Here is a 21,543-nt window from a genome sequence, read left to right on the forward strand (position 1 = left end):
CAGCTGCAATACCTTGCAGATCGCCTCGACCCCAAAGGTGGCGCGATGCTTGTCGACGAATTCCCTCAGGACTTGAGCCGGCGGCCCGGCTCCGCCTGGGCGAAAAAGCACTGGCCAGCTTCAGGATCTCGTTGGCCCGGCGCAACTCCTTGACCTCTCGTTCCAGATCCTTGACTCGTTGCACCTCGCTGGTCGTGACGCCTTCGCGCATCCCGGCGTCGACTTCAGCGCGTTTGATCCAGTCCAGCAGCGTTTGCGGCACGCAGCCGATCTTGGGTGCAATCGATTCCACGGCTGGGGGCAGAGTCTACCGATGTCTAGTGGCGCAGACAGCACATCAGTGCAGGGAGGCGGCTTTAGCAGCCTGTACCGCGTTCAATGACCGGGGCTAGATTCCGAATTGCTTGAAAGTCATGTTTTCAGTGACAAAAACAAATGGCTGGCTGAGCTTCACAGGCGCTGGAAATGAGTTGTTTGGCGACAGTCGCAGATCGGCCAGAAGCTGTCATCAGGTGCATCGTCCGATAGCGGACGTCGGTACGCCCTGAGCAGTAGGCAGCCTCACACACATGTTGAGATTCTTGCTGACTCTCCAATTTTTGTAGAGTGATGATCGCAGCAATTACCTCCTTGCATCTGGTTTTTTGAGTCGGGAGTTGGCTGTTGCCCAATCCCCAAGCATCTCTTCAACGTCATGCCGCGCTTTGGAGCCAATCCCGGATATTTCCGACAGCCGCAATGGATAGGCAGCTTTCAATTGCATGACGGTTTCTATGCGATGCCTTTTGAGCACCCGGAAAACCCGTGCAGGCAAAATACCCTCCAACGACGCTCCGTCGGCAAGCATGACATCAGGGTTTGAAAGGTCCAATGGTTCGTACTTCTTTCCCGAAAACAGATATTTCTCAATCTCCCTAAACCTGACAGGTCCAACATAATGCATCTCCCAAAGCTTTTTGGGGTAGAGCTGCTCCACTTGTGCAACCGTCCTGATGTCGTGCCTGGCAAGCAGTCTCCAAAGGTTCAAAGGCAAAACATCCTGCAGGGGTGTATCGGGGGCAAATGAATTCGTTGACATGGTTCTCAGCCACATGGCGGGTTTTGCACAATGGATGGTGGCCAGTGACCTGCATGGGTAGTGGCACCCTGCACCAGTCCTTGCCTTCGACTGAACGTAAGCTCAGGCAAACTATTGCATTGCATTGCTGGTTAATCGCTACGGATGGGCGGCAAAGATGCCTTGCCTCTCATCCCGATCCATGTCCATCCCACTGGGCCAGTCGCTTGACATCGTTTTTCAGGCATTCAATCCACTTTGACGGACTGTGAGCAATACAGGCAATCCACAAGCCAAAAACATATATCAGGCTCTGTTTCTCCAGCTCCAAATAATGACTTCCCTCAAACCACACAGCCCCAGTTTTGGCATCGCAAATATTTTTCCACTCTCGATCCATTCATCGATTGCTTCCTGATTCTGAATACCCTCCCCTGCGAGCGCATTCCTTGTTCTGGAACTAAAATTCATCAGAAACTTGCAGTTGTCAGACCGCACACTTGCAGTCAATGTATTTTTTTGGCTTTTGAACTTTCTCATGGTGACACATTGTTTTTGTTTAATATCATAGTGATAATCAAAGCCACGTTCCGCATTCAATTTTTCGAGGATTGCCACTTTGCGCCATATGCGAATAAAGCTCAACCCCGCTCTCGAAATAGTTTTTCGAGTCCAATCCAGCTCTGGCTTGCGATGGCGTACAGTTAAATCTGTTTTTAAATAATCTCAAGAACTGCTGATTACTGGAAAATCCCCATTTCACGGCCAGTTCTTCGACAGAAGAACTGGCATCAGACTTTATTAAATCGCGAAGACAGCGTTCGAGACGGATATTCTTGACATAGGAAGATACACCACCATCTTCACTAAAAATGCGAAACAGCGTCGCTCTGGACACCTTGAATCGTTCAGCCAGACTATCGATGCTTAAGTCGTCATGGCAGTTCATGTAGACATAAGAGCAAATCGTATCCTTCAAGGATGTCTCTTTGGCTTTGTTGACCCCTGCATGCAAGCTCAGTCCGCTATTGAGAACATCTATTGTCATCTGCTGTGCTGCAAAAAACTCGGCGGGGTCGAGTTCTCGCAGTACGGTGTTCAGCGTCCGGATATGTGAGGCAACGAGCTTGGTGATAGGGTTAGCGGGCGAGAGTACTTTGCCGTGAGAGACTCCCTGCCCCAACGCATCAACCATGAATCGAGGCACCACGATATTAAGACACCTGTTTATCTTTGATGTCGCTGCCCGAAATTGATAGGGCTTGGAGAGATCAAAAACAACCACGCCACCTTGCTCAACCTCAAAAGGCTCCCCCTCGATATCACCAAAAATGGATCCATGGTCGAAAAGCTGCACCAATAGGCTGTCAAAATTGGCAATCCTGGCTCGGCTTGGATCACGAAAGCATTGGTGGTTAAAGAATTCAGTCTTGCTGAAAATCATTCCCTGCAACATCGAAATATCCATGTTGGCAGTGAGTGGCACATCCCTGTTGATAGGGTCCACCTTGTAAAGTGGCGCCATGAGCTGCTGAACCGCATCAGTGCGCTCTTGTAGATTCCAGTTTTCAGAAGAAAAGTGTGCACCGACCACTTCGAGACCGTGGTCAGCCCGAGAAAAATCTGAGGATCCATCATCAATGGCAGACATAATCTTCGCCAATATATAAGACGTTACACCCAATTAATATTGGAACGTGTGGCATGGCCCACAAATTGACCCACCAGGCAGGAGCTGCAATACAACCCCTGCCTGGACTGCCATTATTGAATCAGTGTGGCTTGCCAGCTCCGGCCCTCAGGGCCATCAACGCCAGTCCCAATGCGAGAAGCATTAATGACCACGCCGTATTGGACGGAACTGGAGTCGGTGCAGCGACCGGAACAATGGCGGCGTTGATCAACAGATGAACGTACGCCGTATCACAGTTGGACGGATTCGCTATTTCACAGAGACGGTATGGTAACTGATAGTTACCGACCGTGGCATTGCTCGCCACCAGAACGGAGCCCGTGGCTGGATCCAGCGATATCCCGATGGGCCAGGCGCCTTCAGCCTGCACCGTGGAATTGGACAGATTTGCAGGGCTGCTGTTCAGCGTGTCGTTGGTCAATACCGATTCAATGACGGTGCCGCTAAATCCCACGGTCACCGCCGTGGCGTCGTCGTCAAGCGCCTTGATGGGCAATACCGCATCTGCAGTCACCACCACCGTGACGGTCGATACATCACAATTGCTGGGGCGCGCCGCTTCACACAGGCGGTACTGCATGCTGTAGGTGCCCACAGGAGTGCCTGCCGCTACACCCACCGATCCGGTGGCGGTGTTCAAAGAAATACCGCTTGGCCATACGCCTTGTGGCGTGACTGTCGTTGCTGCAGCGGTAGCCATATTTCCGTTCAAGGCATCATTTTTACGGATGTCCGTGATGGCTGTTCCACCCAGGCTTTGCGTTACAGCACCAGAGTCAGGATTGGCATCAATGACCAGCAGTGGGGCCGCCCCCACGTTGATGGTGACCAAAGCCTGCATGCAACTTTGGGGCGTCGTGGAAGCATCACACAACTCGTACCAGGCTTTGTATTCACCGGCAGGGACGGAGGGCGACACGGAAACCGATCCGTTGGCATTCAGAACAATCCCCGATGGCCATTCAGCACCTTCCGTGCTGTTCAGAGGTGGGGCGACTGGCTTGACGCTTATCAGGTCACTTTGCGCCGTGACGTAGTCGTTGGCTTTGACATCGGCAATAGCGACCCCTCCGACGCCTTGAACCACTGCGCCAGAGTCATCGCTGATGGTCATTTTCAAGGTTGCAACGATTTGGCCGGTATTGTCCATAAAGCAGCGATTGGGGCCGTTAATACCATAGGCATCGGTCAATCCCAGGTAGAGCTTGGTAGCCCCGTCGGGGGTGGTAATGGTTTGCCGCTGCTGCGTCCCATCGGGAAGCCCGCCCTGGGTCGGCCAATCCACGACCGTACCATCGCCCAGGTAAAAGGTGTCACGCAAACCAAAATCCATGACCGCAGCATTCATTGAGCTGCTATCAAAAGTACTTAACGACACATTGCTGCTGCTATTGACTATCGTGTCATCCGTGAACACGGCAGCGAGCATGCCCATGCGATTGGCAAATCGCAGACCAGGCATCGTGCCCGAGGGATTGGTGGACGTTGTTGCCGAACTCGCTCCGTGATAAATCCCATCGGGCGTCGGCGCTCTGGGGTATCCATTGGCATAGGAGAGGTTCGCTGAATTGTATGAAGAGATCTGAAGTGAGCGCAGCCCAGGATTGAGAGCAATGTGCGGTGGATATAAGCCATCGCCCAGACCATTTACATTAGTACACTGGTTAGTTGGTGGCGTGCGATCGGTGCCACCGTAGAATATATTCGATTTTGCATCGATTGCCACCTCGAAGACCTGGGCATTCGCCACTGAATGTGCACATAAAATTGCTAGGGCAATAGTCTTAATGCAGCGCACTGCATGCGGCCGTTCAGCTCTAAATGGAGTAGACATGTAAGTCCTTTTTGAATTGCTATCGAGATGTTTGGAAGAATGCTGTTGCCCCCTAATTCTCAGCTACATCTTGAATTTCGGGCGTTCAAAAAGTCTCACATGAAATATCAAATTGCCTCAAGATTGCAAAAAATTTTTGCTTTCAGAGGCCGCTGGGCCTAGGGACGCGTAGCTTTTGTCTGAACAACGTTAGTTTGGGTGTTCAGACACGTTGTTCTGGATATGCTCTACTCGACCAATTTTCGGATTCGAGACGAGGTCTATACCCACGCGAGAGAGTGAGTTGCACGATACGCCCCCCGGTTCTTTCTATGGCGTGTGTTGCGCACTCCGAGCTTCCTGAACCTATCAAAGCCTCGCTCTTCGAGATTAGCAGAGGTTCTTGGAAGACATTTTCTGCTCTGCGTAATGCAAGGCTCAGATTCAATGGCAGATCGAAAATGAGACGTCAAGGAGTACACTTGCCAAACGAAGATAGGACCCTATGACCGCATTTTCAATTTTGGCAAGGACATAAAAGGTCAACTGCCGATTGACTCAAATGTGTAATCCTCATTGCCGCATCAAAAAACGTCCGCTCAGGCAATCCCGGAGGACTACTCTGGGTCGAAAGCACCACTTCACTGCTCTTGAAAGCGGTCCTTGGCCTTTGTCAGCCTGCAGCGGCGGCTTTAAGGTGTAGTGCAGACCTACAAGGATGACTCGCTGCAATGACTGCTCTGGACAACACCAGTCGTTGAACTTGTTGAGTTGATGGACTGCAACCAGCCTGAAGCAGGCCCCTGAGCACCGACTTCAGCTCTGCAGCGGATGCTGCCACCCATGGTCTCATCGCGCGGGTTCGCTCACCACCGCATAGCGGTCATCCGCGCGCGAATGTTCAAGCCGAAGCTGTGACGGCTTTCACGCTAGCAGCAGACGCTGGCCATCAGGGCCATCCAAGTGACTGCTAGATGTCCGCTATCGCTGTGCATGAATAGGCGCTATCGACCCATTGCAGTCAATACGTTCGCTGTGAAGCTGACATTCAGAAGGAAGCGGCGTGTGCGCGCCAGCAGGGGCAACACATCTTGGGCGTCGAGCCTTAACCAAGAATGTGAAGGCTATTGGCCCCGTGGAAGATTGCTTCAAGCGCTGCTCGAACCGACACGTATTGGCTCGCAGGAAACTCGACCACATACTCCCGATGACCATCTAGAGCAGTAGCCGCAGCTTCGCTGAGCGTTGCACGGAAGGACTGTGAGTGAAGCTCTACCGCTATCACGCCTCCCCGATGACTTAGCTGGTCCTTTACCATGACCTCGGGGTCAGCGAACTCGCTGATGCGGCTAATTGAAAACCAATAGCCGCTTGTGAAATCGCGCACGGATACGTGCGACATATCGTCATATTCTGGGTCTGTAACCAATGCACTGACGGTTCCAACCAACAGCATCTATCTCACCTTTGAATGTCGGCTCATGGCCGAATTGAGGCATCGTACCAGCAGGTCCAATTGGCTGCGCATGACTGTTGCTGCCAACCCGAAGCGGTCAGTCACTGTGTCAAGCTGAATGCCTGATGATAGGCAACCGTACCGGTTGGTCGCTGTTGTGTGAAGGACAATGCCATGAAGTATTCAGGGGGTACGTCTGGCAGCACAAGGCTCGCTTCTTTCGTAAAACCGAATCGCTGGTAATACAACGGGTCACCCAAGACAACGCAACCAGACGCACCTTGTTCGGAAAGCCTCTGTAGCGCCGCGCGCATCAGTTGAGACCCGATCCCGTGCCCCTGAAACTTCGGAATGACGGAAACAGGGCCAACCCCAAACCATCCCTCTGTGCCGTCGGATATGGAAACAGGTGACATCGCGACATTTCCAACGATGGATCCATCCATTTCGGCAACTAATGAGACGGTAAGCACTCCAGCATCGCGCAACCCAGCGAGGATGAACTCTTCGTTGTGGTCAGTGTGCGGAGCATAGAGAAATGCTGCGGCTGTGACGGTCTCAATGGCCGCAACATCCTCTGGAACTTCGGGGCGGATTATCAGTGTCGTCATGTGATTGAGTGTTGTTGGTAAAGAACCGCTTCTGCCCAATAGCGCATGTCCGGATTGCTTCCGCAGCCCGCTCTTCAGAATAGGGCAATTACATCATCCCAACGTGGAGACTACTTAAGCGCATGCTATATGCCCCTCAACTCGATGGGAGACCATCATGGAAGCCGTCAGTCATGTCGCTCGACGCGAACCATGGAACAAGGGCAAGATAGTCGGGCAGAAAGCACCATTTAAGCTCAAAGACATCTGGACTCTAAGAATTCGGCTTCAGATGGATGGAAGAGTCCGAGAACTAGCCCTTTTTAATCTAGGTGTGGACAGCAAGCTGCGCGGATGTGACCTGGTCGCGCTGAGAGTAAGAGATGTATGCCACGGAGACCAGATGGCAACACGAACCATCGTCATGCAGCACAAAACGCAGCGACCGGTGCAGTTCGAAATCACGCAGCCAGCCAGGGATGCGTTGCAGGCTTGGATCAAACAAGCAAAGCTAAGGCAAGATGACTACCTCTTCCCCAGCCGATTGCACGAATCACCTCATCTCGGGACGAGGCAGTACGCGCGAATCCTAGGTCATTGGGTTGACGAATTGGGGCTGGACCGAGCGGACTATGGGACTCATTCAATTCGACGCACAAAGGCGACCTTGATATACAGGCGTACGAAAAACCTACGAGCTGTTCAGCTTCTGCTGGGACACTCGAAGCTGGAGTCAACTGTCCGATACCTTGGTATTGAAGTGGACGATGCCCTTGAGATCTCTGAACAGACGGAGATCTGAACGTGCAGAAATTCCACCACCTAGGATGATCCGATGACTGGCTGGTGGAGCTAACATGGTGCTTTCGGCCATATGCAGGCATTCGGCCCTTTGCACCAAAGACTGAGATCAAAATTTTTAGGCCTGTTAGAAATGGCGACAGCAAATTTGCATCTCGAACAGCAAGGTCATATATTATTGGCGAACTAGGCATCCAGACTGGATGTCTTTTAAATCTAGTTAACCTTGGCAATGACTCTCTCAGAACTCGAGGTCGGACTGCGATCAGCTCAGTTGTTCTCGGCTTGTGGCCAATTTCGCAGTGAGCCGGGCGCTATACAGCTCCAATTGGCCATTGGCTGGGATTGGCTACCAACCAGTCGTGACCAGCCAGATCCTATTCACGGCCATACACAGCTAGATCAACTAGATGCAGCCGGTCTCGGACCTGAGCGCAGGGCTGCTGAGCTGTGTCTTGCTAAAGCTATATTGGCGGGGCAGCGATCGATCGAAAGCTATCCCGTGCTTGTCGAAGGCCCGGATGACTATGGACAAGCTGCACTTGCCGGCGCTCAATTCGCCGCACGCATGGCAGCCCGCGAGCTACTACTAGAGCAACCCGGCTTCTGGGTCAAGGTAGTGAGGCTTTATCTCGCCGGGTTCTGGCCATGCGGCATTCTTCCAAATCAAGATTTGGCCGTTTACTAGGCCAGGTCCAACAACTGATTCAAGTCGAAGCCGCTTCGCGGCTCGGACTAATTAAGAAGTTGGCGAATGACCGCTACGGGTCGAAAGCGCCACTTCATCGCTCTTGAAAACGGACTTGGGCATTGTCTGTTTGCGGTGGCGGCTTTAGTTGAAGTGCAGACCTACGAGCGTGAATCGCTGCAATGACTGCTCTGGGCATCACCAGTCATCGAACTTGTTGAGTTGACGGACTGCAACCAGCCTAACGCTGACATCGAAACTCAAATAGGTCTAAGGCCCATCACACGGAAAAAAAAGAAAAGCACACACCGAGGCAAACGCCTCGGTGTGTGCTATCCCTATGTACACGCAAAAGCTCAACTCCGCGCCGAACTTCTCTACATCTGACCTGGCAACATCCAACCCTTCTCGGTTTTCACCATCGTTCGCTCAGCTTGCATGCTTACGACTGCACCCTTGCGCGAGAAGTAGGCATCCAACTTTCCATCTTTCGTAGCCTCCTGATAGAGCAATCCCAGTGGAGTTCTTGGATCGATGCTAGAGCAGCCAGTTGGAATACCAGGCTTGAATAGCGGTCGAAAACGTCCTACTCCATTGTCCTGATAGCTGCTCAAAATTCCTTCGGCATCCTTTGCGTATTTGTTGAAGATGTCGTTGGCACCCTTTTTAATCCACTCTCCCATCTTCTCGCGTTTTTCGTCAGCCCGAGCCTCAGCTAAACGCTGTTGCTCAAGCAGTTCTGGCGAGGCTCCACCGTTATACATAGCCTCTTTGTATTCGGCTGTTTCCGCATCATACGCATCAGTGATTTTGGACCGTTCTTCAGCAATTTCTTTATTGAAGTTCTGAATGTCCATTCCCCATGCCCAGAAGATCTCATTGGCTTTATCGAAATTATCCCACGACTCCAAAAGCTTCCCGGTGATCTTCACATTGACATCACCCGTGAACTTGACGTGAATGCGCTCCTTGTTTTGCGGATCTCCGTACTGTGTGTTCAGCACCTCCACGTTGGTGACCGAGGCGTATTCGCAGTTTTTCTGGACCTCAAGGGTCAGTGCCTTCTCGATTTCTGAAGTAGAAGGCTTGCCTGAGCAACCTACCAGAAAGACGCCTGCGAAAAGAGCCACAAAAGCACTTTTGGCTGGCATTTGGGGAAGTGCCTTTTGCGCCCCAAACTCATTGGAAATTTTGTTTGTTTTCATAAGAAGATTTATGGAAAAGATGGATGAATCACCGTCAGGCGTACATACCGAGGTTGACCAAGAAGCAGACGATCCAGACAATGAAATAAGCAATGCTCTGCTTCGTTGCTTTTGCGCGTTGGTAGAGATAGACCGGAACAATCCACAGCCAGCCTTTGAACTTGCTGGTGTTGTGACCCGCCTTCGTGAGAAGCTTTTCGTCAAAAAATGCCAGTGCAATGTTCAAAAGCAAAGTCACGAACCAGAGCGTTCCGTTATTCATGGCACTCTCCACTGCGGAGTCATCACCTCTATAGACAATCTCAGCCAGGCCCCATTCAAGAAATCCCCCAAGAAGGGGCGCAAAGGCCAGGATCCACACCACTTTGTTGTTGATGTGCTCGCCGGAAAGCGGCGGCGGGCTGGTCGTGTCCAGATGCGCCCGCAAATCGGTGCTCTGTACGGCGGTCCAATCGGCAAAGCCCTGCTTCCAAACGGGCGTGCTACCCGAGAGTGTGGATGCGCGTATGAGCTGAGCGATAGCCTCTTCTGTCACTGGGCCTTTTTTCTGACCGTTATCTTCATAGAACCACTGGATAGGTTCTGCTTGAGATGCACTCATGTTTTTTCCTCAGGGATTGATGTGAAATGAATTGCAGCTGGGCTGCATACGCAGGCCAGTTCCAACAAAGACACGGCAGCCCTCCTAGCCTGCCGATATAGAGCTCGCACCATATGTGAAGCAAACTCATCATATGTAAACGAGAGAAAGCCCAATGGGTTGACCGCCACACCCACAATTGCAATGCCAGAGCCAAGAATCACGCCATATGTGATGCAAACTCCGTAGATACAAATGTATCAGAAACAGATGCTTGGAGGGATGTCAGCCAAACCTACTCCCCCCACACATCTGCCCGATCCTTCCAACTTGCGCGACGTGCTGGCCTACTGGATTCGGCTCAAGCGCGTCGACAAAGGCTGGTCGCAAGAGAGGCTGGCTATGGAGTGCGATTTGGATCGCACCTATGTGTCAGCCGTCGAACGGTCCCGCTGGAACATTTCACTCTCCAACATTGAACGGATGGCACTAGCCCTGCAGGTGGAGCCTTGGACGCTGTTAAAGCCTCCAGCAGATTCATCACGAGACAAATAACTCCGTTTAGGAGTCAAGCAGGGATGCACTGTTTAAATGCTCGACGGTGATGCAGTCTGTCATCCGCACTCGCATGACCTTGCCATCGACACTGCAGATCTTCCAGCTACCATCGAGCTGTGCTTGAACCCTGGCCCCAAACCCGCTTCCCCATGGCGCGGGCCAATGCGGTCCGACCACCAGCAACGCAGACAAGCTGTTGTCTCCTACCCGCGTTTCTGTGCCCACCATCCAGACCCAGCGCACGCGAGAAGGCTCGGATGCTCATGCAGTTGCTTCAAAGCGAAGCAAGGCACAGCCTTGCTCCTCTATCGTTGCGACCAGGTCGTCGATATAGGTACCAAGAGCTTTTTCCGGAATCTCGGTACTCGGCTCCCGCGCCTTGCAGCTGGGTGGCAGGGCTTGCAGCATCTCACTGGGGTCAGGACATGGTGATCGCGGCTGAAGAAGCTGCGGGCTGGCGAGAGATCTTCGGCCCACGAGAGCAGAACACTGGCGCACACACCACCATGCCCCTTGCGGATCAAGTTTTCGCGTTTCGTTTGAATGTTGCTCCCCCAGGTGAAGGGCCTTCCAGCGCCACTGCCCTGCCCTCGCTTGAACCTGGTACTCCCAGAACCCGTTAAACCGTAGCCCCGCCATGTAGCGGTGCTGCAGCTGAAAACTCGCTGCAGAGTCGTAGTCCGCATCAGCGATCGTTTGAATGACCATCGCCATCTCCTTGTGCCAAACGACCCTCATCGCGTGGATAGAACTCCTGCAGCACGTCGCCCACTTCTTCTGCCGTTTCCTCAAAGAGGCCTTGCGCATATCCCTTGCGAGCTGCGGTATCCAGCGCTGCTTGGTCCAGACCTGCGCGCTGCGCGCGGTCTGCCGCTTCCCGTGCTTGCGCAACAGCGGCCTCCAACCCTATGCTCTCACGCACGCACAGATCCACGTAGTAGATCGGTGTCCGGTGGGACTGTGTCGTGGACTTACCTCTGAGGCGCAGCTCTAGGGGTAAGTAGGCAAGCAGCCTGCCAGAGACTGCTTGCAGATACTGCATGCGAGCCATCAAGGTTCGGACGGTGTTGACGCTTGTGGTACGCAAGACGAAGGTGCTGCAGTCATCACTGGGATAGTCAATATGGTCAATGCGCACATGGAAGCGCCCAAACAGCTTGCAGTTGCCGTCCATACCTAGCTCGCAATGGTCGGGGCCTGGACAAGGGTGAGACTCCATCACGCCCTGTTTGGCCCGCTTGCAACTCTCGCCATCCCCTACGCAAATGGGCCGTGCTGTCGCCCGGTCAAACATGGTGTACGACGCACGCAGATTCAAGCTTGGGTCATTGAACAAGAGCCGCACCGGAATGCTGCGCAGCTTGGGAGCAGGCAACGCTGCGTTAGCAGGCTCAGCTGTAGCGATGGAGCCGGGACCAGAGCCAGCCCCAGTTGCGGGATGTGCTGCAGTGGGTGCAGTGGCTGAGGTGGCACCCTGCTCCTTGGCGCGCCTTGCCAGCTTGCTTTGCAATGTCGGTTTGGGGCACGGCCTGCTTTGGGCTTCGAGCTCCTGCAAGCCTTGCTGCACCGCACCCTCTCCCGCCGAAAGATCAGCGCAACTAGTACGTTGAGCCAGCTGGGCGCGCAGTAGCCCATCGATGGGATGCAACACCCAGCCAGCGCGATTTTGCACCTGGGTCGTGATGGTGAATTCATCATCCTTTTCGGGCAAGCGCTTGCCATTGCGTTCAACCATCTTGCCGATGGCAATCCGCCCCAGAACGGGCGGGGTCATCATCAGTCCTTGAATCATGGTGTTCTCCTGTCATAAAAGAACAGCCCCTGCTAGATTGCAGGGGCCGTAGATTGGTGGTTGCTTGCGCTGGAGGTGTGTGTAAAAGTAGGTAGAGAACCGTTGTCTGATCGCTCACAGGTCTCCTGCATCTCATTAGTCGCCGCTCTCCCCTGCCCCTCCGGTCTGCACCAGAAAGCGCCTCGAGCCTGGCTTGCGCTGCATGTAACTGGCAGCGAGGTGGGGATGTTCTTGCTGGAAGCGCGTAGCGTCAAAACTCTGGCCCTCCTTGCTGCGTTTCCAGCTGATCGATCCACTGCTAAAGCTTGCGCGCGACGCAGTCCCCATGCGCTGCTGGATCTGGTGCTTGAGCAGTGCCTCTTGCGACTCCCAGTCGCTCATCCATTGCCGGATTTCGACGAGCTGGTTGAAAGCATGCGAAGCCATGATGTCCTCCGACAAGTCCACCGTTTCTCCACTGTCTTGCGGGTAGAGACAACGCAGCGCTGTGTCTGCGCTTTCAGAGGCATCAGCGGGCGGCTCTTCACCCTTCTGGACCCAGCCCCAGAATTGCTCCTCCAGCGCAATGAGCTGCGCGATCATGGTCTCATCGCGCTCGATGCGGTGGACCTGCAACTCCTGCCCGCCGATCAATACCGCGACGTCGGCAGCTTGTTTGCCCGTGACAGCCAGCTGGTGCATAACCTGCAGCTGGACATATTCCGGCACGCCATCCCTCCAGAGTTTCGCGCCGTTGATGCCAGCCGTTTTGCATTCCAAGATCTGGACGTCCGAGGCGCCAACCACTTCGCGGTCGATGTTGGCCAGCATCCAAGGAATGCGTGGATGGCCGAGCACGGCATTGACACGGCGCACGCGGTTACCGGTGCGCTTGGTGTAGTGGGCAGCAACAATGGGCTCAAGCAAGGTGCCCCAGTACATGGGTGATGTCTCGTCATTAGGGTCCACAGCAGGCAGCAGGTCCGCCTTGCCTGTCTTGTGCATCCACAACTCGAGCTGAGACTGGTAGGGGTTGAGGCCCACCGCTGCAGCGGCGTCTGAGCTGCCAATGCCCTGGCGCCGTACATCAAGCCAAGTCTCCCGAGGCATATTGCGGGTCGATACGAGTCGCAAGGCGGGGCGGTTTGATCCATGGCCTGCGCCAGGATTGCGTTCAGAAGGGTTGACAGGATCAAGCGGCTGGCCCTGCCCAGCTGGAAGAGAAGTGATTGGCATAAGAGTGCTCCATTTCCAAACATTCCCGCCAAAGCACAGAAGCCCTCACCGCAATGGCGAGGGCTTCCGTGCTTGGTGAGCGGGAAGAAATTTCTGATGGTGGATGAAAAGAACTGGCAAAAGGCTGATGTGGATACTGAGAGTAAGGTTCTGAGCAATTCTTCAGTCCTCGAACTGGTGCTCTCCAAACATCCATCAAGCCACCAGTTGCAGCGCATGCTCCAATGCACGCTGCTTGATCGCAGCGCCCTGGCCAAACCATGCACTATCCAGGCGGTTATCCTGGCTGCGTGCGCGCCGCTCGTGATCGACATACTCGGTGATTGAACACAGTAGGCCCCAAGCAGTACCTTGGGCTGCTGACTTGGTGGCACCCCTGCCATGGCCGTCATAGAGCATTTGCGCCTTTTGCAGGGCACGCTCGTTGGTGAGGCCACCCTTCCCTTTGACGAGCGACGCAGGTTTGTCGCTATCGCACAGCACCTTGAGGAAGAAGTTCATGGACTCATGGCTCTTGACCTTGCGCTCTGCCAGGGTGCGCATCTGGTAGATGAAGCTGTCCCACTGGCCCACCGCAATACCCAACTGGCGTTTAACGGCCTGGGCATCGAAGCTGGTGGAGTGCGGCACCTTCACGGCATTCACACCGCCTTGCAGTGCCATGGCCAAGGTGTTGTTGCAGACCACACGCACCGTAGTGGGCATGGCGACCGTTGCCAAAGTACCATCGCAGGAAGTTGCCAAAAGCAGATAGCCGTTGACCTGGTCATCGCCTTTGAGAGCGACCGACTTGCCAGTCCTGGCCAGTGCCCAGAACTTGCGACCGGCCTTGAGTACGCCTGCTGTTTCGAGCTCATACCCAGCGACGTCAGTGAGGTCTCGGTAGAACTCCAGCACATCTCGGGGCTGAACGACCTGGTAACGGTTGCTGACTACGGACAAAGGTGCCTTGGTATCGCTGCGGTAGAGAACCTTCTGCTCAGGGAACTCCATGGGCTCGGCATACAAGGAAGACGCTGCATCCATGCCATCAGCAGCCATATAGCGGACGGGAGTCTCAAGGATCTGCCACTGCATGCCAGCAGCTTGCGCCCAGACTTCGAGAGGCTGCTTTTGCGGGAGCGCGTGCCCCAGTTGGTGCCAAGGGGTTTGACCGGAATAGGCCATGGTTTCAATGAGGTGGGACATGGTCACTGACTCCTTGGTTTAAGCGCGAAATGAGTGGTTGCAGTCGAGGCACTGGTGGTTCGCGAGATAGATCTCATCAACCTTCTCGCCAACGCTTCCGCCGATCTCTCGGCCGATGGCGGCACCTGCAACGATGCCGACGATGCCGCCTACAGCGGTGCCAAAAACACTGCCGGCAGGGCCGGCAACAAGCCCTACGCGGGCGCCGAGGGATGCGCCTTGAATCGCGTTAGCGAACCCTGCCGCAGTGCCTGCGATGGCACCTACGTTCTGGCCAACTTTCTTAGCGGTGGATTTGGTTTTGATAGATGAGGAATGACATTGGGGACATTGGATCGTCATGGATGCTCCAGGCATAAAAAAAGCGCCCCTGACATGAAGTCAAGGGCGCAGAAGGGCAGAAGAAATGAGGATGGATGTAGGGGTCAGATCAAGGAGATCTGTTCTTGCATCTTGAAAAGGATATATGACTGAGAATTTCTAGATTCAGATCGTCGAAATCTTGGGCATTGGCCAATTGCATGCACTCTCCCTTGAGTCGCAGTCTGAGTTTCTAACCGCATCCCCAGTGGATCACTTCTGTGTGGAAATCAACACCGTGGGCTCGCTACGTGAGCGAAACCAAAGCAGACACCAAGTCAGCCGGCGCCGAGAAAAACGGTGAGTGACTGGTCGGCAGCGATCTCTGTAGGAATCGATTGGTTGGCATAAGCGCATCCGCTTGCGCGATCCACCTGTCCTGCGCGCCGACGGTGATGGCGCGGTCGGGTGTGCAGCGGATGAAGGCCCGCGGCACGGCACCCCAGCGCGCCGCGGTGACATTCACGGGCGAGGCGAATCCGCTTATCGGCTCGTCGGGCGTCAGCAGGTTGGCGATCGCAGTAAACGCGGCATCGCTGACGTCGTGATAGAAGCAACTCTTGACTTTCGCCACGTAGGCAGCGTCGGCGGAGTCCGGGTTGAGGCGCAGCGCAGCCACCGCGGCAGGGTCGCCCACCAACAGCGATGAGATTTCGGACGCTGCGTTTTCGGGTTGCTGCATCAACTCCAGGGCAGAGGGAAAGGCCACTGGCACGCCAGCCGTCAGGAAGACCATGCGGCGCAGCACCGAGGGATCCGCCTCGGCCACTGCGCTGACCGTCGCGCCGCCTAGGCTGTGGCCCACTAGGATGACTGGCCCGCTGCCCGCCGCCACCAAGCCACGTATCGCTTTGAGCGTATGGTCGCGGTAGTCGTTCCGGGAGATTGCGGCGAGGGGCGACACTTCCGTTACCAATGCTGCGGCATTCTGCGGTTTATGGGTGTACGACACCGGGAAGCGGGCCGTGGCGCCGTGTCCAGGCAGGTCCAGTGCCACGCTACTGTAGCCCTGCTCGGCGAGAAGTCTCACCACTTCCGACCAGCACCAGCCGCCATGCCATGCGCCGTGCACGAAGACGAATGTAGGTCTGCCGGCAGGACCCGTTGCAGCGCTTGTGGCGCAGCCGGAAAGAGCGACGCCGCTAACAGCGGCCGCAAGCTGGGTTGCAAAGTTTCTTCTGTCCATGAGTCGGTATCCATTGCTGTGTTAGGACGCGCATCCGTGTGCGCGCCTCACCCGTCAGCATAGGCAAGCCAGCGCGCGCTGCTGGCTTGGGACTGACAGCGTCATGGAGCCAGAGTGCCATCCGCGCCGCGGTTCTGACGCCAGTGACCAGGTGTCATGCCGGTGGCCTGGTGAAACGCACGGACGAAGTGCGAAGCATCGGCGAAGCCGCAGCGCCGGGCGTGATAAGGAATAGCCGCGAGCCAATGATTGGTCAGCCCGCATCCTCTTCCGCGTCCTCGGCCAGCCGGGCAATACAAGCATCCAAAAGCAGATGCAGTTCAGCAACACACACCTCGCCAAGGCGATCATTCAACGCCGTCTGAGCCAGTTTCCAGGCGCGCTGCCCCTCGGCGCGTTTGGCCACACCAGCCTCTGTGGCCTGAACTAGGCGACTACGCGCATCGGGCCCGGCACGCGTGGTGAGCAAGCCTTGCGCTGCTAAAGGCTGCAAATTGCGGGTTAGCGTCGAGGCATCCATTTGCATGTGACGCGCCAGATCACCGGGCCGGATGGGCCCGAGCCTGACCACATGTGACAACAACGCGTACTGCGTGTTTTTCAGTCCCGTCCTGCCGACATACTGGTCGTAGTGCCTTGTCACCACACGGTCGAGCTGGCGCAGTTTCAGGTTGGTGCAGCCTTGTGGCTTGATGGCGTTATTCATGTTATATATTGTACCTACAACTATTGCAGGTACAATTTTAAAGTAAGAGGAGTGACAAATGAAGGCCGAAGAGATCACCGCGCGTTGGCGCACAGAGGAAGAAGCAGTCAGAGCGCGGCTCGGCGCCCCTGGCGTCGCATCGGTCGACCAGGTGGCCAGCAGGTCCGGGATGGAGGTTTTCGAGGCCATCTTTGCAGGCACGCTTCCTCAGCCGCCCATCGGCGATACCCTCGACTTCGTCCCGATCCATATGGCTCCGGGTCTGGCGGTATTTCAGGGGCGACCACAGCGCCGCCACTACAACCCGCTCGGTACGGTACATGGTGGCTGGTTCGCGACGTTGCTCGACTCCGCAGTCGGCTGCGCGATTCATGCCACGCTGTCTGCGGGCAAAGGATTCACCACTCTCGAACTGAAGGTGAACATGGTGCGCCCGCTCAACGACCGCGTGCCACTGGTACGTGCCGAGGGCAAGGTGATCCACACTGGGCGGCAGGTCGCCACCGCGGAGGGTCGCATAGTGGGACCCGACGGCAAGCTATATGCCCATGCAACGACGACTTGCCTGATTTTCGACATCCCCAACTACAGCGAAGGGAGTTCCCATGAGCAAACCTGAAATCGTCCTGTGCGCCCCGGTGCGCACGCCCATCGGTACCTACGGCGGCGCGCTCAAGGACACCCCCGCACCCGCACTCGGTGCAGCGGTCGTGCGTGAGACGCTACTCCGCTCGGGCTTGGCCGCCGATAAGGTTGACACTGTCGTACTGGGCAACGTTATTCAGGCCGGCGTGAAGATGAACCCTGCAAGGCAGGCCGCTATCGGCGGGGGCCTACCTGTCAAAGTGCCGGCCCTGACCGTCAACCGCGTTTGCGGTTCAGGGGCGCAGGCCATCGCGACGGGTGCGCTTGAAGTTTTGGCGGGCTATGCCAGGGCGGTGATCGCGGGCGGCATGGAAAACATGGATCAGGCCCCCTATCTCGTGCCTGGCGGGCGTTGGGGCAATCGGATGGGAGATGCGGTGATGATCGACAGCATGCTGCACGACGGCCTCAACGACGCCTTCAGCGGCCAGCATTCTGGCTGGCATACCGAAGACCTGGTCAGCCAGTTCGGCATCACAAGAGAAGATCAGGACCGTTGGGCAGCACGCTCTCAGCAGCGCTTCAGCGAGGCACAAGCCGCTGGGAAGTTCGATGCAGAGATTGTCGGTGTGGAACTTGCCAGCCGCAAGGGCCCTGTCCGATTCGACCGCGACGAAGCCAATCGCCCCGACACAACCGTGGAGTCGTTGGCCAAGCTCAAGCCGGCTTTTCGCAAAGACGGCACGATCACTGCAGGCAATGCACCGGGCCTTAACAGCGGCGCGGCAGCGCTAATCGTGGCCGAGCGAGCGTACGCCGAGTCCCAAGGCTTGCAGCCGTGGGCGCGGCTGGTCGCCCATGGCGTCGCAGCAGTCAAGCCGGGTTTGTTCGGCCTGGGGCCGATACCGGCGGTCAATCTCACCCTGGAGCGCGCAGGCTGGACGCACACAGACATTGAGCGCATCGAGATCAACGAGGCATTTGCCGCGATAACCTTAGCCTGCTTGCGTGAGTTGAACTTGCCGGAAGACATTGTAAATGTTGAGGGTGGCGCCATCGCTCATGGTCATGCCATCGGCGCAACGGGCGCGGTGCTAACCACGCGATTGTTGCATTCGATGCGACGCGACGGCTTGCGGCGGGGCATCGTGACTTTGTGCATCGGTGGCGGTCAGGGCATTGCGCTGGCACTCGAAACGCTTTGACGGAAAAGATGAATATTCGTGCTGAAAGCGGATCTTTCTTCTCCTTGCGAAGCATCGTCGCACCGCTTTATCAACGAACAGATGGCGTGCGCAGGCACGCCGTTCGAACTTATCGGAAATACTGACCTTTTCTACATGGCTCAGCAGTGCTTTTGCAATTAGATCGATGCTACTTATTCAAGTACTTCTGGACCTCTTTCTGAAATTCTTCGCTGTTGCGGAGGCGTAAATACTCCTGGTAAACGGAACGATATTCTTCAGTTTCTGGTCCGTACGACAGCAACTTGGCATAGCGATCAACGCCAGCACGACGCCACAAAGCAAGGTCCGCGATCACCTCGGCTCGAGACAGTGAGGGGGGTTGTGAGGCTGTTGGCGTATCAGTCTCGTGGGAGTAAGCCATGAAACTAGTGGAAAGCGCGATCGAGGCGAGCGCCATGCTCAGCGTGTTTGAGCTTGCGTGATGAATGCGTGGAGAAGGCGTTTTAGGCATATTTTTTCCAGTTGGTAGATGGGTTCATCTGTGGAGAACGGCTGAAAGCAGCGCTGCGGGTAGATAAATCCATAGATTCAGCGCTTAGGATCAGAAGGCGCGTCTGTATAGACCACTTGCTTGGTCGGTTGGGGTGGGTTATCCATGACGGCAACTGGGCTTGAATTCGCTGAGTCAAGCGTCCAACCGCCCCCAAGTGCCTTGAAAACAGCCACTGCTGAGCGCGCAGCGTCAGTTCGGTTTTGGGCCTGTGCATCCAGTACACGTAAAAGGCTTTCATCTGCCTGAAGCACCTCAATCAGACTCACTACGCCTTGTTCGTAGGCGGCGCCTGAGGCCTGCCGGGCCCTCAAAAGCGATGCTGCGCCGGCATCCAACACGGCCATGAGCTCGCGCCGCTTGTCCATGGCAACCAGCGCGTTTTCCACGTCCTCTGTGGCGCGCAGAATCGACTGCCGGTAAGCAGCAAGCGCTTCCGCCTCTTGGGCCTGTGCTTGGCTGATCTGCGCATTGATGCGTCCGAAATCAAAAAGCCTCCAGCGCAACCCCGCCATAGCGCCTGCCTGCGATGCCCCGCCCGTAAAGAGATTGCCCGAGGACAGTGAGGTTGCGCTGCCGACCAAGCCGCTGATAGAGAGTTTTGGGTAATATTCAGCAAATGCCACGCCGATGCGGGCGCTGGAGGCTGCCAAACGCCGCTCTGCGGCAATGATGTCGGGACGACGCCTCAGCAGATCGGCAGGCGTATCGGTCAGCCAAAAAGCCGAAAGCTCGGGGATGGGTCGATGGACGGCAAGTTCGGTTTGGTGCGTGCCAGGTACCGCAGCCAGCATCACATCCATGGCGTTCAGCAATGTCTCCAATGCCGTTTCCAGCGGTGGTATCGTGGCCAGGGTTTGAGACAGCGCACCTTCTGCTTGGTGTAACTGAAGCTCAGACGCAAGACCCTTTTCGAAACGCAACCCGATAGTGGAGCGCAGTTGCTGCTGTGTCTTCACCTGTTTGCGCGCCACCTCCAATCGCGTCTGCAAGCCACGGATCTGAAGGTAGGTGTCTGCCGTTTGGGCCGCTATCGCAAGCCGCACGGCCGTCGCCGTAGCTTCTGAGGCAGCATATTCGGCCGATGACGCCTCTTTTGCGCGTCGCAAACCTCCGAAAAGGTCAACCTCCCAACTGGCTTCGAGGTTGGCCTCGTGCGCACTACCCAAGCGGTTGTACCCAGGCAGCGAATTCAGGACCTGGCCCAGTGGTGTCTGCGTTGACTGATAACTTCTGGCGGTTTGCGCAGCAATGTTGCCCGAGGGCAGCAACGCCGCCTCAGCGGCATCCAGTCCCGAGCGGGCCTGAAGCACGCGGGCACAGGCTTGGGCAAGGTCCAGGTTCTGCCGCAACGCTGCCGTCACATAACGCCCTAAGTCAGGATCACTAAAGGCAGTCCACCAAGTCCCCAGCTCGGTTGCGGCGGATGGATCAACCGAAACTGCATCACCCAGAACGCCGCTGCCCCTGTAAGCGCGGGGTAGCTCAGTGATGGGACGCTGGTAGTCCGGGCCTACCGCACAACCAGCAGCGAGGCTGCTCAGGGCAAAAATGAAAGCGGTATTGCGCAGCATGTTCCACAAATGGGGTTGATGAAGTAGTGACTATATTACATATCAGTCACTTGTTGTGCGGTTTATTTCTTGCGGTTAAGCTTGAGTGCATGAGTACCACCAACGTCTACCCCACCTCTGCCCGTGGGCCGGCCGAACACGATGTAAGGCAGCAGATAGTGATTGCAGCCAAGGAGCATTTCAGTCGCTACGGCTATGAGAAAACGACCGTTTCGGACTTGGCGAAAGCCATTGGTTTTTCCAAGGCATACATCTACAAGTTTTTTGAATCGAAACAGGTCATCGGCGAAATGATCTGCGCAAACTGCCTCAAGGAGATGGAGGACGAAATTCGCCAAGCTGTTGCTAGCACCGATGCGCCTCCAGAGCAATTGCGGCGTTTACTCAAAGCCATCGTTACAGCGACGCTGCGCCTTTTTTCAGAGGATCGCAAGTTGTATGAGATCGCCATTTCTGCATCGACAGAGCGCTGGCAGGCGGCCCAGGCCTATGAGCAACGCTTGCACCAGCTGCTGCTGGAAATCCTGGAGGCGGGGCGTCAGAAAGGCGACTTTGAGCGCAAGACGCCTTTGGATGAAACAGGGCTTGCCATCTTTCTGGTCATGCGCCCCTATTTGAATCCGCTGCTGCTGCAGCACAGCCTGGACCATGCAGAAGATGCGCCTGCGCAGTTGGCTGGATTGGTCTTACGAAGTCTGTCTCCATAAAACCTCACATGGTGACTATTGACTTTATTGGTCACTAATTACAGAATGCGGT

General features: G+C 55.6%; 23 protein-coding genes, 1 pseudogene and 1 other annotated feature. Of the genes and pseudogenes, 5 read left to right on the forward strand and 19 right to left on the reverse strand.

Annotation, left to right across the window (positions count from 1 at the left end; translation table 11 throughout):
* Positions 1-110: a sequence feature (AL1L pseudoknot), on the reverse strand.
* The 7 genes and pseudogenes from WH265_RS18820 to WH265_RS18850 form a co-directional block, all read right to left on the reverse strand.
* Positions 1-295: pseudogene (locus WH265_RS18820) on the reverse strand (transposase); the annotation flags it as partial. It overlaps the preceding feature by 110 nt.
* 327 nt (positions 296-622) lie before the next feature.
* On the reverse strand, positions 623-1,078 hold the full coding sequence (locus WH265_RS18825; protein ID WP_339559287.1) for a hypothetical protein: 456 nt from the start codon (positions 1,076-1,078) through the stop codon (positions 623-625).
* 285 nt (positions 1,079-1,363) lie between these two features.
* Positions 1,364-1,597, reverse strand: a complete 234-nt coding sequence (locus WH265_RS18830; RefSeq protein ID WP_339559288.1) for a hypothetical protein — start codon at positions 1,595-1,597, stop codon at positions 1,364-1,366.
* Positions 1,598-1,634: 37 nt separating this feature from the next.
* A complete protein-coding gene (locus WH265_RS18835) occupies positions 1,635-2,708 on the reverse strand; it encodes an AraC family transcriptional regulator (protein ID WP_339559289.1) in 1,074 nt (357 codons plus the stop codon).
* Positions 2,709-2,829: 121 nt separating this feature from the next.
* The gene (locus tag WH265_RS18840) at positions 2,830-4,584 is read right to left on the reverse strand and encodes a hypothetical protein (protein ID WP_339559290.1); all 1,755 of its coding nucleotides are present in this window, start codon (positions 4,582-4,584) and stop codon (positions 2,830-2,832) included.
* A 1,084-nt stretch (positions 4,585-5,668) separates the two neighbouring features.
* Entirely contained in the window at positions 5,669-6,019 is a 351-nt protein-coding gene (locus WH265_RS18845) for a hypothetical protein (RefSeq protein WP_339557300.1), read from the reverse strand.
* A 101-nt stretch (positions 6,020-6,120) separates the two neighbouring features.
* The gene (locus WH265_RS18850; RefSeq protein WP_339559291.1) at positions 6,121-6,630 is read right to left on the reverse strand and encodes a GNAT family N-acetyltransferase; all 510 of its coding nucleotides are present in this window, start codon (positions 6,628-6,630) and stop codon (positions 6,121-6,123) included.
* 157 nt (positions 6,631-6,787) lie between these two features.
* Here WH265_RS18850 and WH265_RS18855 point away from each other — a divergent pair, with 157 nt between their 5' ends.
* The gene (locus WH265_RS18855; RefSeq protein WP_312834689.1) at positions 6,788-7,411 is read left to right on the forward strand and encodes a tyrosine-type recombinase/integrase; all 624 of its coding nucleotides are present in this window, start codon (positions 6,788-6,790) and stop codon (positions 7,409-7,411) included.
* 1,064 nt (positions 7,412-8,475) lie between these two features.
* On the opposite strand, the gene WH265_RS18860 is transcribed toward WH265_RS18855, so the two are convergent.
* Together WH265_RS18860 and WH265_RS18865 are read right to left on the reverse strand one after the other, a co-directional pair.
* A complete protein-coding gene (locus WH265_RS18860; protein ID WP_339559292.1) occupies positions 8,476-9,303 on the reverse strand; it encodes a hypothetical protein in 828 nt (275 codons plus the stop codon).
* A 34-nt stretch (positions 9,304-9,337) separates the two neighbouring features.
* The gene (locus WH265_RS18865) at positions 9,338-9,904 is read right to left on the reverse strand and encodes a DUF4339 domain-containing protein (protein ID WP_339559293.1); all 567 of its coding nucleotides are present in this window, start codon (positions 9,902-9,904) and stop codon (positions 9,338-9,340) included.
* A 234-nt stretch (positions 9,905-10,138) separates the two neighbouring features.
* Here WH265_RS18865 and WH265_RS18870 point away from each other — a divergent pair, with 234 nt between their 5' ends.
* Positions 10,139-10,438: a helix-turn-helix domain-containing protein gene (locus WH265_RS18870; protein ID WP_445228555.1), complete on the forward strand. Its 300-nt coding sequence runs from the start codon at positions 10,139-10,141 to the stop codon at positions 10,436-10,438.
* A gap of 264 nt (positions 10,439-10,702) precedes the next feature.
* Here the strand turns inward: WH265_RS18870 and WH265_RS18875 are convergent, their stop codons facing one another.
* The 8 genes from WH265_RS18875 to WH265_RS18910 form a co-directional block, all read right to left on the reverse strand.
* Positions 10,703-11,149, reverse strand: a complete 447-nt coding sequence (locus WH265_RS18875; RefSeq protein ID WP_339559294.1) for a hypothetical protein — start codon at positions 11,147-11,149, stop codon at positions 10,703-10,705.
* Positions 11,127-12,233, reverse strand: a complete 1,107-nt coding sequence (locus tag WH265_RS18880; RefSeq protein WP_339559295.1) for a recombination directionality factor — start codon at positions 12,231-12,233, stop codon at positions 11,127-11,129. Before WH265_RS18880 ends, WH265_RS18875 begins: the two co-directional genes overlap by 23 nt.
* Positions 12,234-12,368: 135 nt before the next feature.
* Positions 12,369-13,322, reverse strand: a complete 954-nt coding sequence (locus WH265_RS18885) for a YqaJ viral recombinase family nuclease (protein WP_339559319.1) — start codon at positions 13,320-13,322, stop codon at positions 12,369-12,371.
* A 321-nt stretch (positions 13,323-13,643) separates the two neighbouring features.
* The gene (locus WH265_RS18890; protein ID WP_339559296.1) at positions 13,644-14,636 is read right to left on the reverse strand and encodes a DUF932 domain-containing protein; all 993 of its coding nucleotides are present in this window, start codon (positions 14,634-14,636) and stop codon (positions 13,644-13,646) included.
* An 18-nt stretch (positions 14,637-14,654) separates the two neighbouring features.
* Positions 14,655-14,978 carry a hypothetical protein gene (locus WH265_RS18895; RefSeq protein ID WP_339559297.1) on the reverse strand — a complete coding sequence of 108 codons (324 nt, stop codon included), beginning with the start codon at positions 14,976-14,978 and terminating at the stop codon, positions 14,655-14,657.
* Between the two features lie 265 nt (positions 14,979-15,243).
* A complete protein-coding gene (locus tag WH265_RS18900) occupies positions 15,244-16,182 on the reverse strand; it encodes an alpha/beta hydrolase (protein WP_339559298.1) in 939 nt (312 codons plus the stop codon).
* A gap of 101 nt (positions 16,183-16,283) precedes the next feature.
* Positions 16,284-16,481 (reverse strand): helix-turn-helix domain-containing protein, encoded by a 198-nt coding sequence (locus tag WH265_RS18905; RefSeq protein WP_339559299.1) that lies wholly within the window; start codon positions 16,479-16,481, stop codon positions 16,284-16,286.
* The gene (locus WH265_RS18910) at positions 16,436-16,888 is read right to left on the reverse strand and encodes a MarR family winged helix-turn-helix transcriptional regulator (protein ID WP_339559300.1); all 453 of its coding nucleotides are present in this window, start codon (positions 16,886-16,888) and stop codon (positions 16,436-16,438) included. The genes WH265_RS18905 and WH265_RS18910 overlap by 46 nt, the downstream gene beginning before the upstream one ends.
* A 58-nt stretch (positions 16,889-16,946) precedes the next feature.
* Here WH265_RS18910 and WH265_RS18915 point away from each other — a divergent pair, with 58 nt between their 5' ends.
* Positions 16,947-17,507 (forward strand): PaaI family thioesterase, encoded by a 561-nt coding sequence (locus tag WH265_RS18915; protein WP_339559301.1) that lies wholly within the window; start codon positions 16,947-16,949, stop codon positions 17,505-17,507.
* On the forward strand, positions 17,494-18,678 hold the full coding sequence (locus WH265_RS18920) for a thiolase family protein (protein ID WP_339559302.1): 1,185 nt from the start codon (positions 17,494-17,496) through the stop codon (positions 18,676-18,678). Before WH265_RS18915 ends, WH265_RS18920 begins: the two co-directional genes overlap by 14 nt.
* A 169-nt stretch (positions 18,679-18,847) precedes the next feature.
* Here the strand turns inward: WH265_RS18920 and WH265_RS18925 are convergent, their stop codons facing one another.
* Entirely contained in the window at positions 18,848-19,171 is a 324-nt protein-coding gene (locus WH265_RS18925) for a DUF4148 domain-containing protein (protein ID WP_339559303.1), read from the reverse strand.
* Positions 19,172-19,248: 77 nt separating this feature from the next.
* On the reverse strand, positions 19,249-20,784 hold the full coding sequence (locus WH265_RS18930; RefSeq protein ID WP_339559304.1) for an efflux transporter outer membrane subunit: 1,536 nt from the start codon (positions 20,782-20,784) through the stop codon (positions 19,249-19,251).
* 89 nt (positions 20,785-20,873) lie between these two features.
* On the opposite strand from WH265_RS18930, the gene WH265_RS18935 reads away from it, so the two are divergent.
* Complete coding sequence (locus tag WH265_RS18935) at positions 20,874-21,491, forward strand: TetR/AcrR family transcriptional regulator (protein ID WP_339559305.1); 618 nt, start codon at positions 20,874-20,876, stop codon at positions 21,489-21,491.
* The last annotated feature ends 52 nt before the right edge of the window (positions 21,492-21,543 follow it).

The sequence above is a fragment of the Comamonas sp. MYb396 genome (assembly GCF_037479555.1).
Lineage (GTDB): Bacteria > Pseudomonadota > Gammaproteobacteria > Burkholderiales > Burkholderiaceae_C > Comamonas.

Excerpts from the sequence above, each read along its gene's own strand:
- WH265_RS18865 (WP_339559293.1), bottom strand. The coding sequence starts at position 9,904 with ATGAGTGCATCTCAAGCAGAACCTATCCAGTGGTTCTATGAAGATAAC.
- WH265_RS18910 (WP_339559300.1), bottom strand. The coding sequence starts at position 16,888 with ATGAATAACGCCATCAAGCCACAAGGCTGCACCAACCTGAAACTGCGC.
- WH265_RS18885 (WP_339559319.1), bottom strand. The coding sequence starts at position 13,322 with ATGCCTCGGGAGACTTGGCTTGATGTACGGCGCCAGGGCATTGGCAGC.
- WH265_RS18900 (WP_339559298.1), bottom strand. The coding sequence starts at position 16,182 with ATGGACAGAAGAAACTTTGCAACCCAGCTTGCGGCCGCTGTTAGCGGC.
- WH265_RS18845 (WP_339557300.1), bottom strand. The coding sequence starts at position 6,019 with ATGCTGTTGGTTGGAACCGTCAGTGCATTGGTTACAGACCCAGAATAT.
- WH265_RS18925 (WP_339559303.1), bottom strand. The coding sequence starts at position 19,171 with ATGCCTAAAACGCCTTCTCCACGCATTCATCACGCAAGCTCAAACACG.
- WH265_RS18855 (WP_312834689.1), top strand. The coding sequence starts at position 6,788 with ATGGAAGCCGTCAGTCATGTCGCTCGACGCGAACCATGGAACAAGGGC.
- WH265_RS18930 (WP_339559304.1), bottom strand. The coding sequence starts at position 20,784 with ATGCTGCGCAATACCGCTTTCATTTTTGCCCTGAGCAGCCTCGCTGCT.
- WH265_RS18850 (WP_339559291.1), bottom strand. The coding sequence starts at position 6,630 with ATGACGACACTGATAATCCGCCCCGAAGTTCCAGAGGATGTTGCGGCC.
- WH265_RS18880 (WP_339559295.1), bottom strand. The coding sequence starts at position 12,233 with ATGATTCAAGGACTGATGATGACCCCGCCCGTTCTGGGGCGGATTGCC.
- WH265_RS18830 (WP_339559288.1), bottom strand. The coding sequence starts at position 1,597 with ATGAGAAAGTTCAAAAGCCAAAAAAATACATTGACTGCAAGTGTGCGG.
- WH265_RS18935 (WP_339559305.1), top strand. The coding sequence starts at position 20,874 with ATGAGTACCACCAACGTCTACCCCACCTCTGCCCGTGGGCCGGCCGAA.
- WH265_RS18840 (WP_339559290.1), bottom strand. The coding sequence starts at position 4,584 with ATGTCTACTCCATTTAGAGCTGAACGGCCGCATGCAGTGCGCTGCATT.
- WH265_RS18825 (WP_339559287.1), bottom strand. The coding sequence starts at position 1,078 with ATGTCAACGAATTCATTTGCCCCCGATACACCCCTGCAGGATGTTTTG.
- WH265_RS18915 (WP_339559301.1), top strand. The coding sequence starts at position 16,947 with ATGAAGGCCGAAGAGATCACCGCGCGTTGGCGCACAGAGGAAGAAGCA.
- WH265_RS18870 (WP_445228555.1), top strand. The coding sequence starts at position 10,139 with ATGTATCAGAAACAGATGCTTGGAGGGATGTCAGCCAAACCTACTCCC.
- WH265_RS18860 (WP_339559292.1), bottom strand. The coding sequence starts at position 9,303 with ATGAAAACAAACAAAATTTCCAATGAGTTTGGGGCGCAAAAGGCACTT.
- WH265_RS18920 (WP_339559302.1), top strand. The coding sequence starts at position 17,494 with ATGAGCAAACCTGAAATCGTCCTGTGCGCCCCGGTGCGCACGCCCATC.
- WH265_RS18875 (WP_339559294.1), bottom strand. The coding sequence starts at position 11,149 with ATGGTCATTCAAACGATCGCTGATGCGGACTACGACTCTGCAGCGAGT.
- WH265_RS18895 (WP_339559297.1), bottom strand. The coding sequence starts at position 14,978 with ATGACGATCCAATGTCCCCAATGTCATTCCTCATCTATCAAAACCAAA.
- WH265_RS18835 (WP_339559289.1), bottom strand. The coding sequence starts at position 2,708 with ATGTCTGCCATTGATGATGGATCCTCAGATTTTTCTCGGGCTGACCAC.
- WH265_RS18890 (WP_339559296.1), bottom strand. The coding sequence starts at position 14,636 with ATGTCCCACCTCATTGAAACCATGGCCTATTCCGGTCAAACCCCTTGG.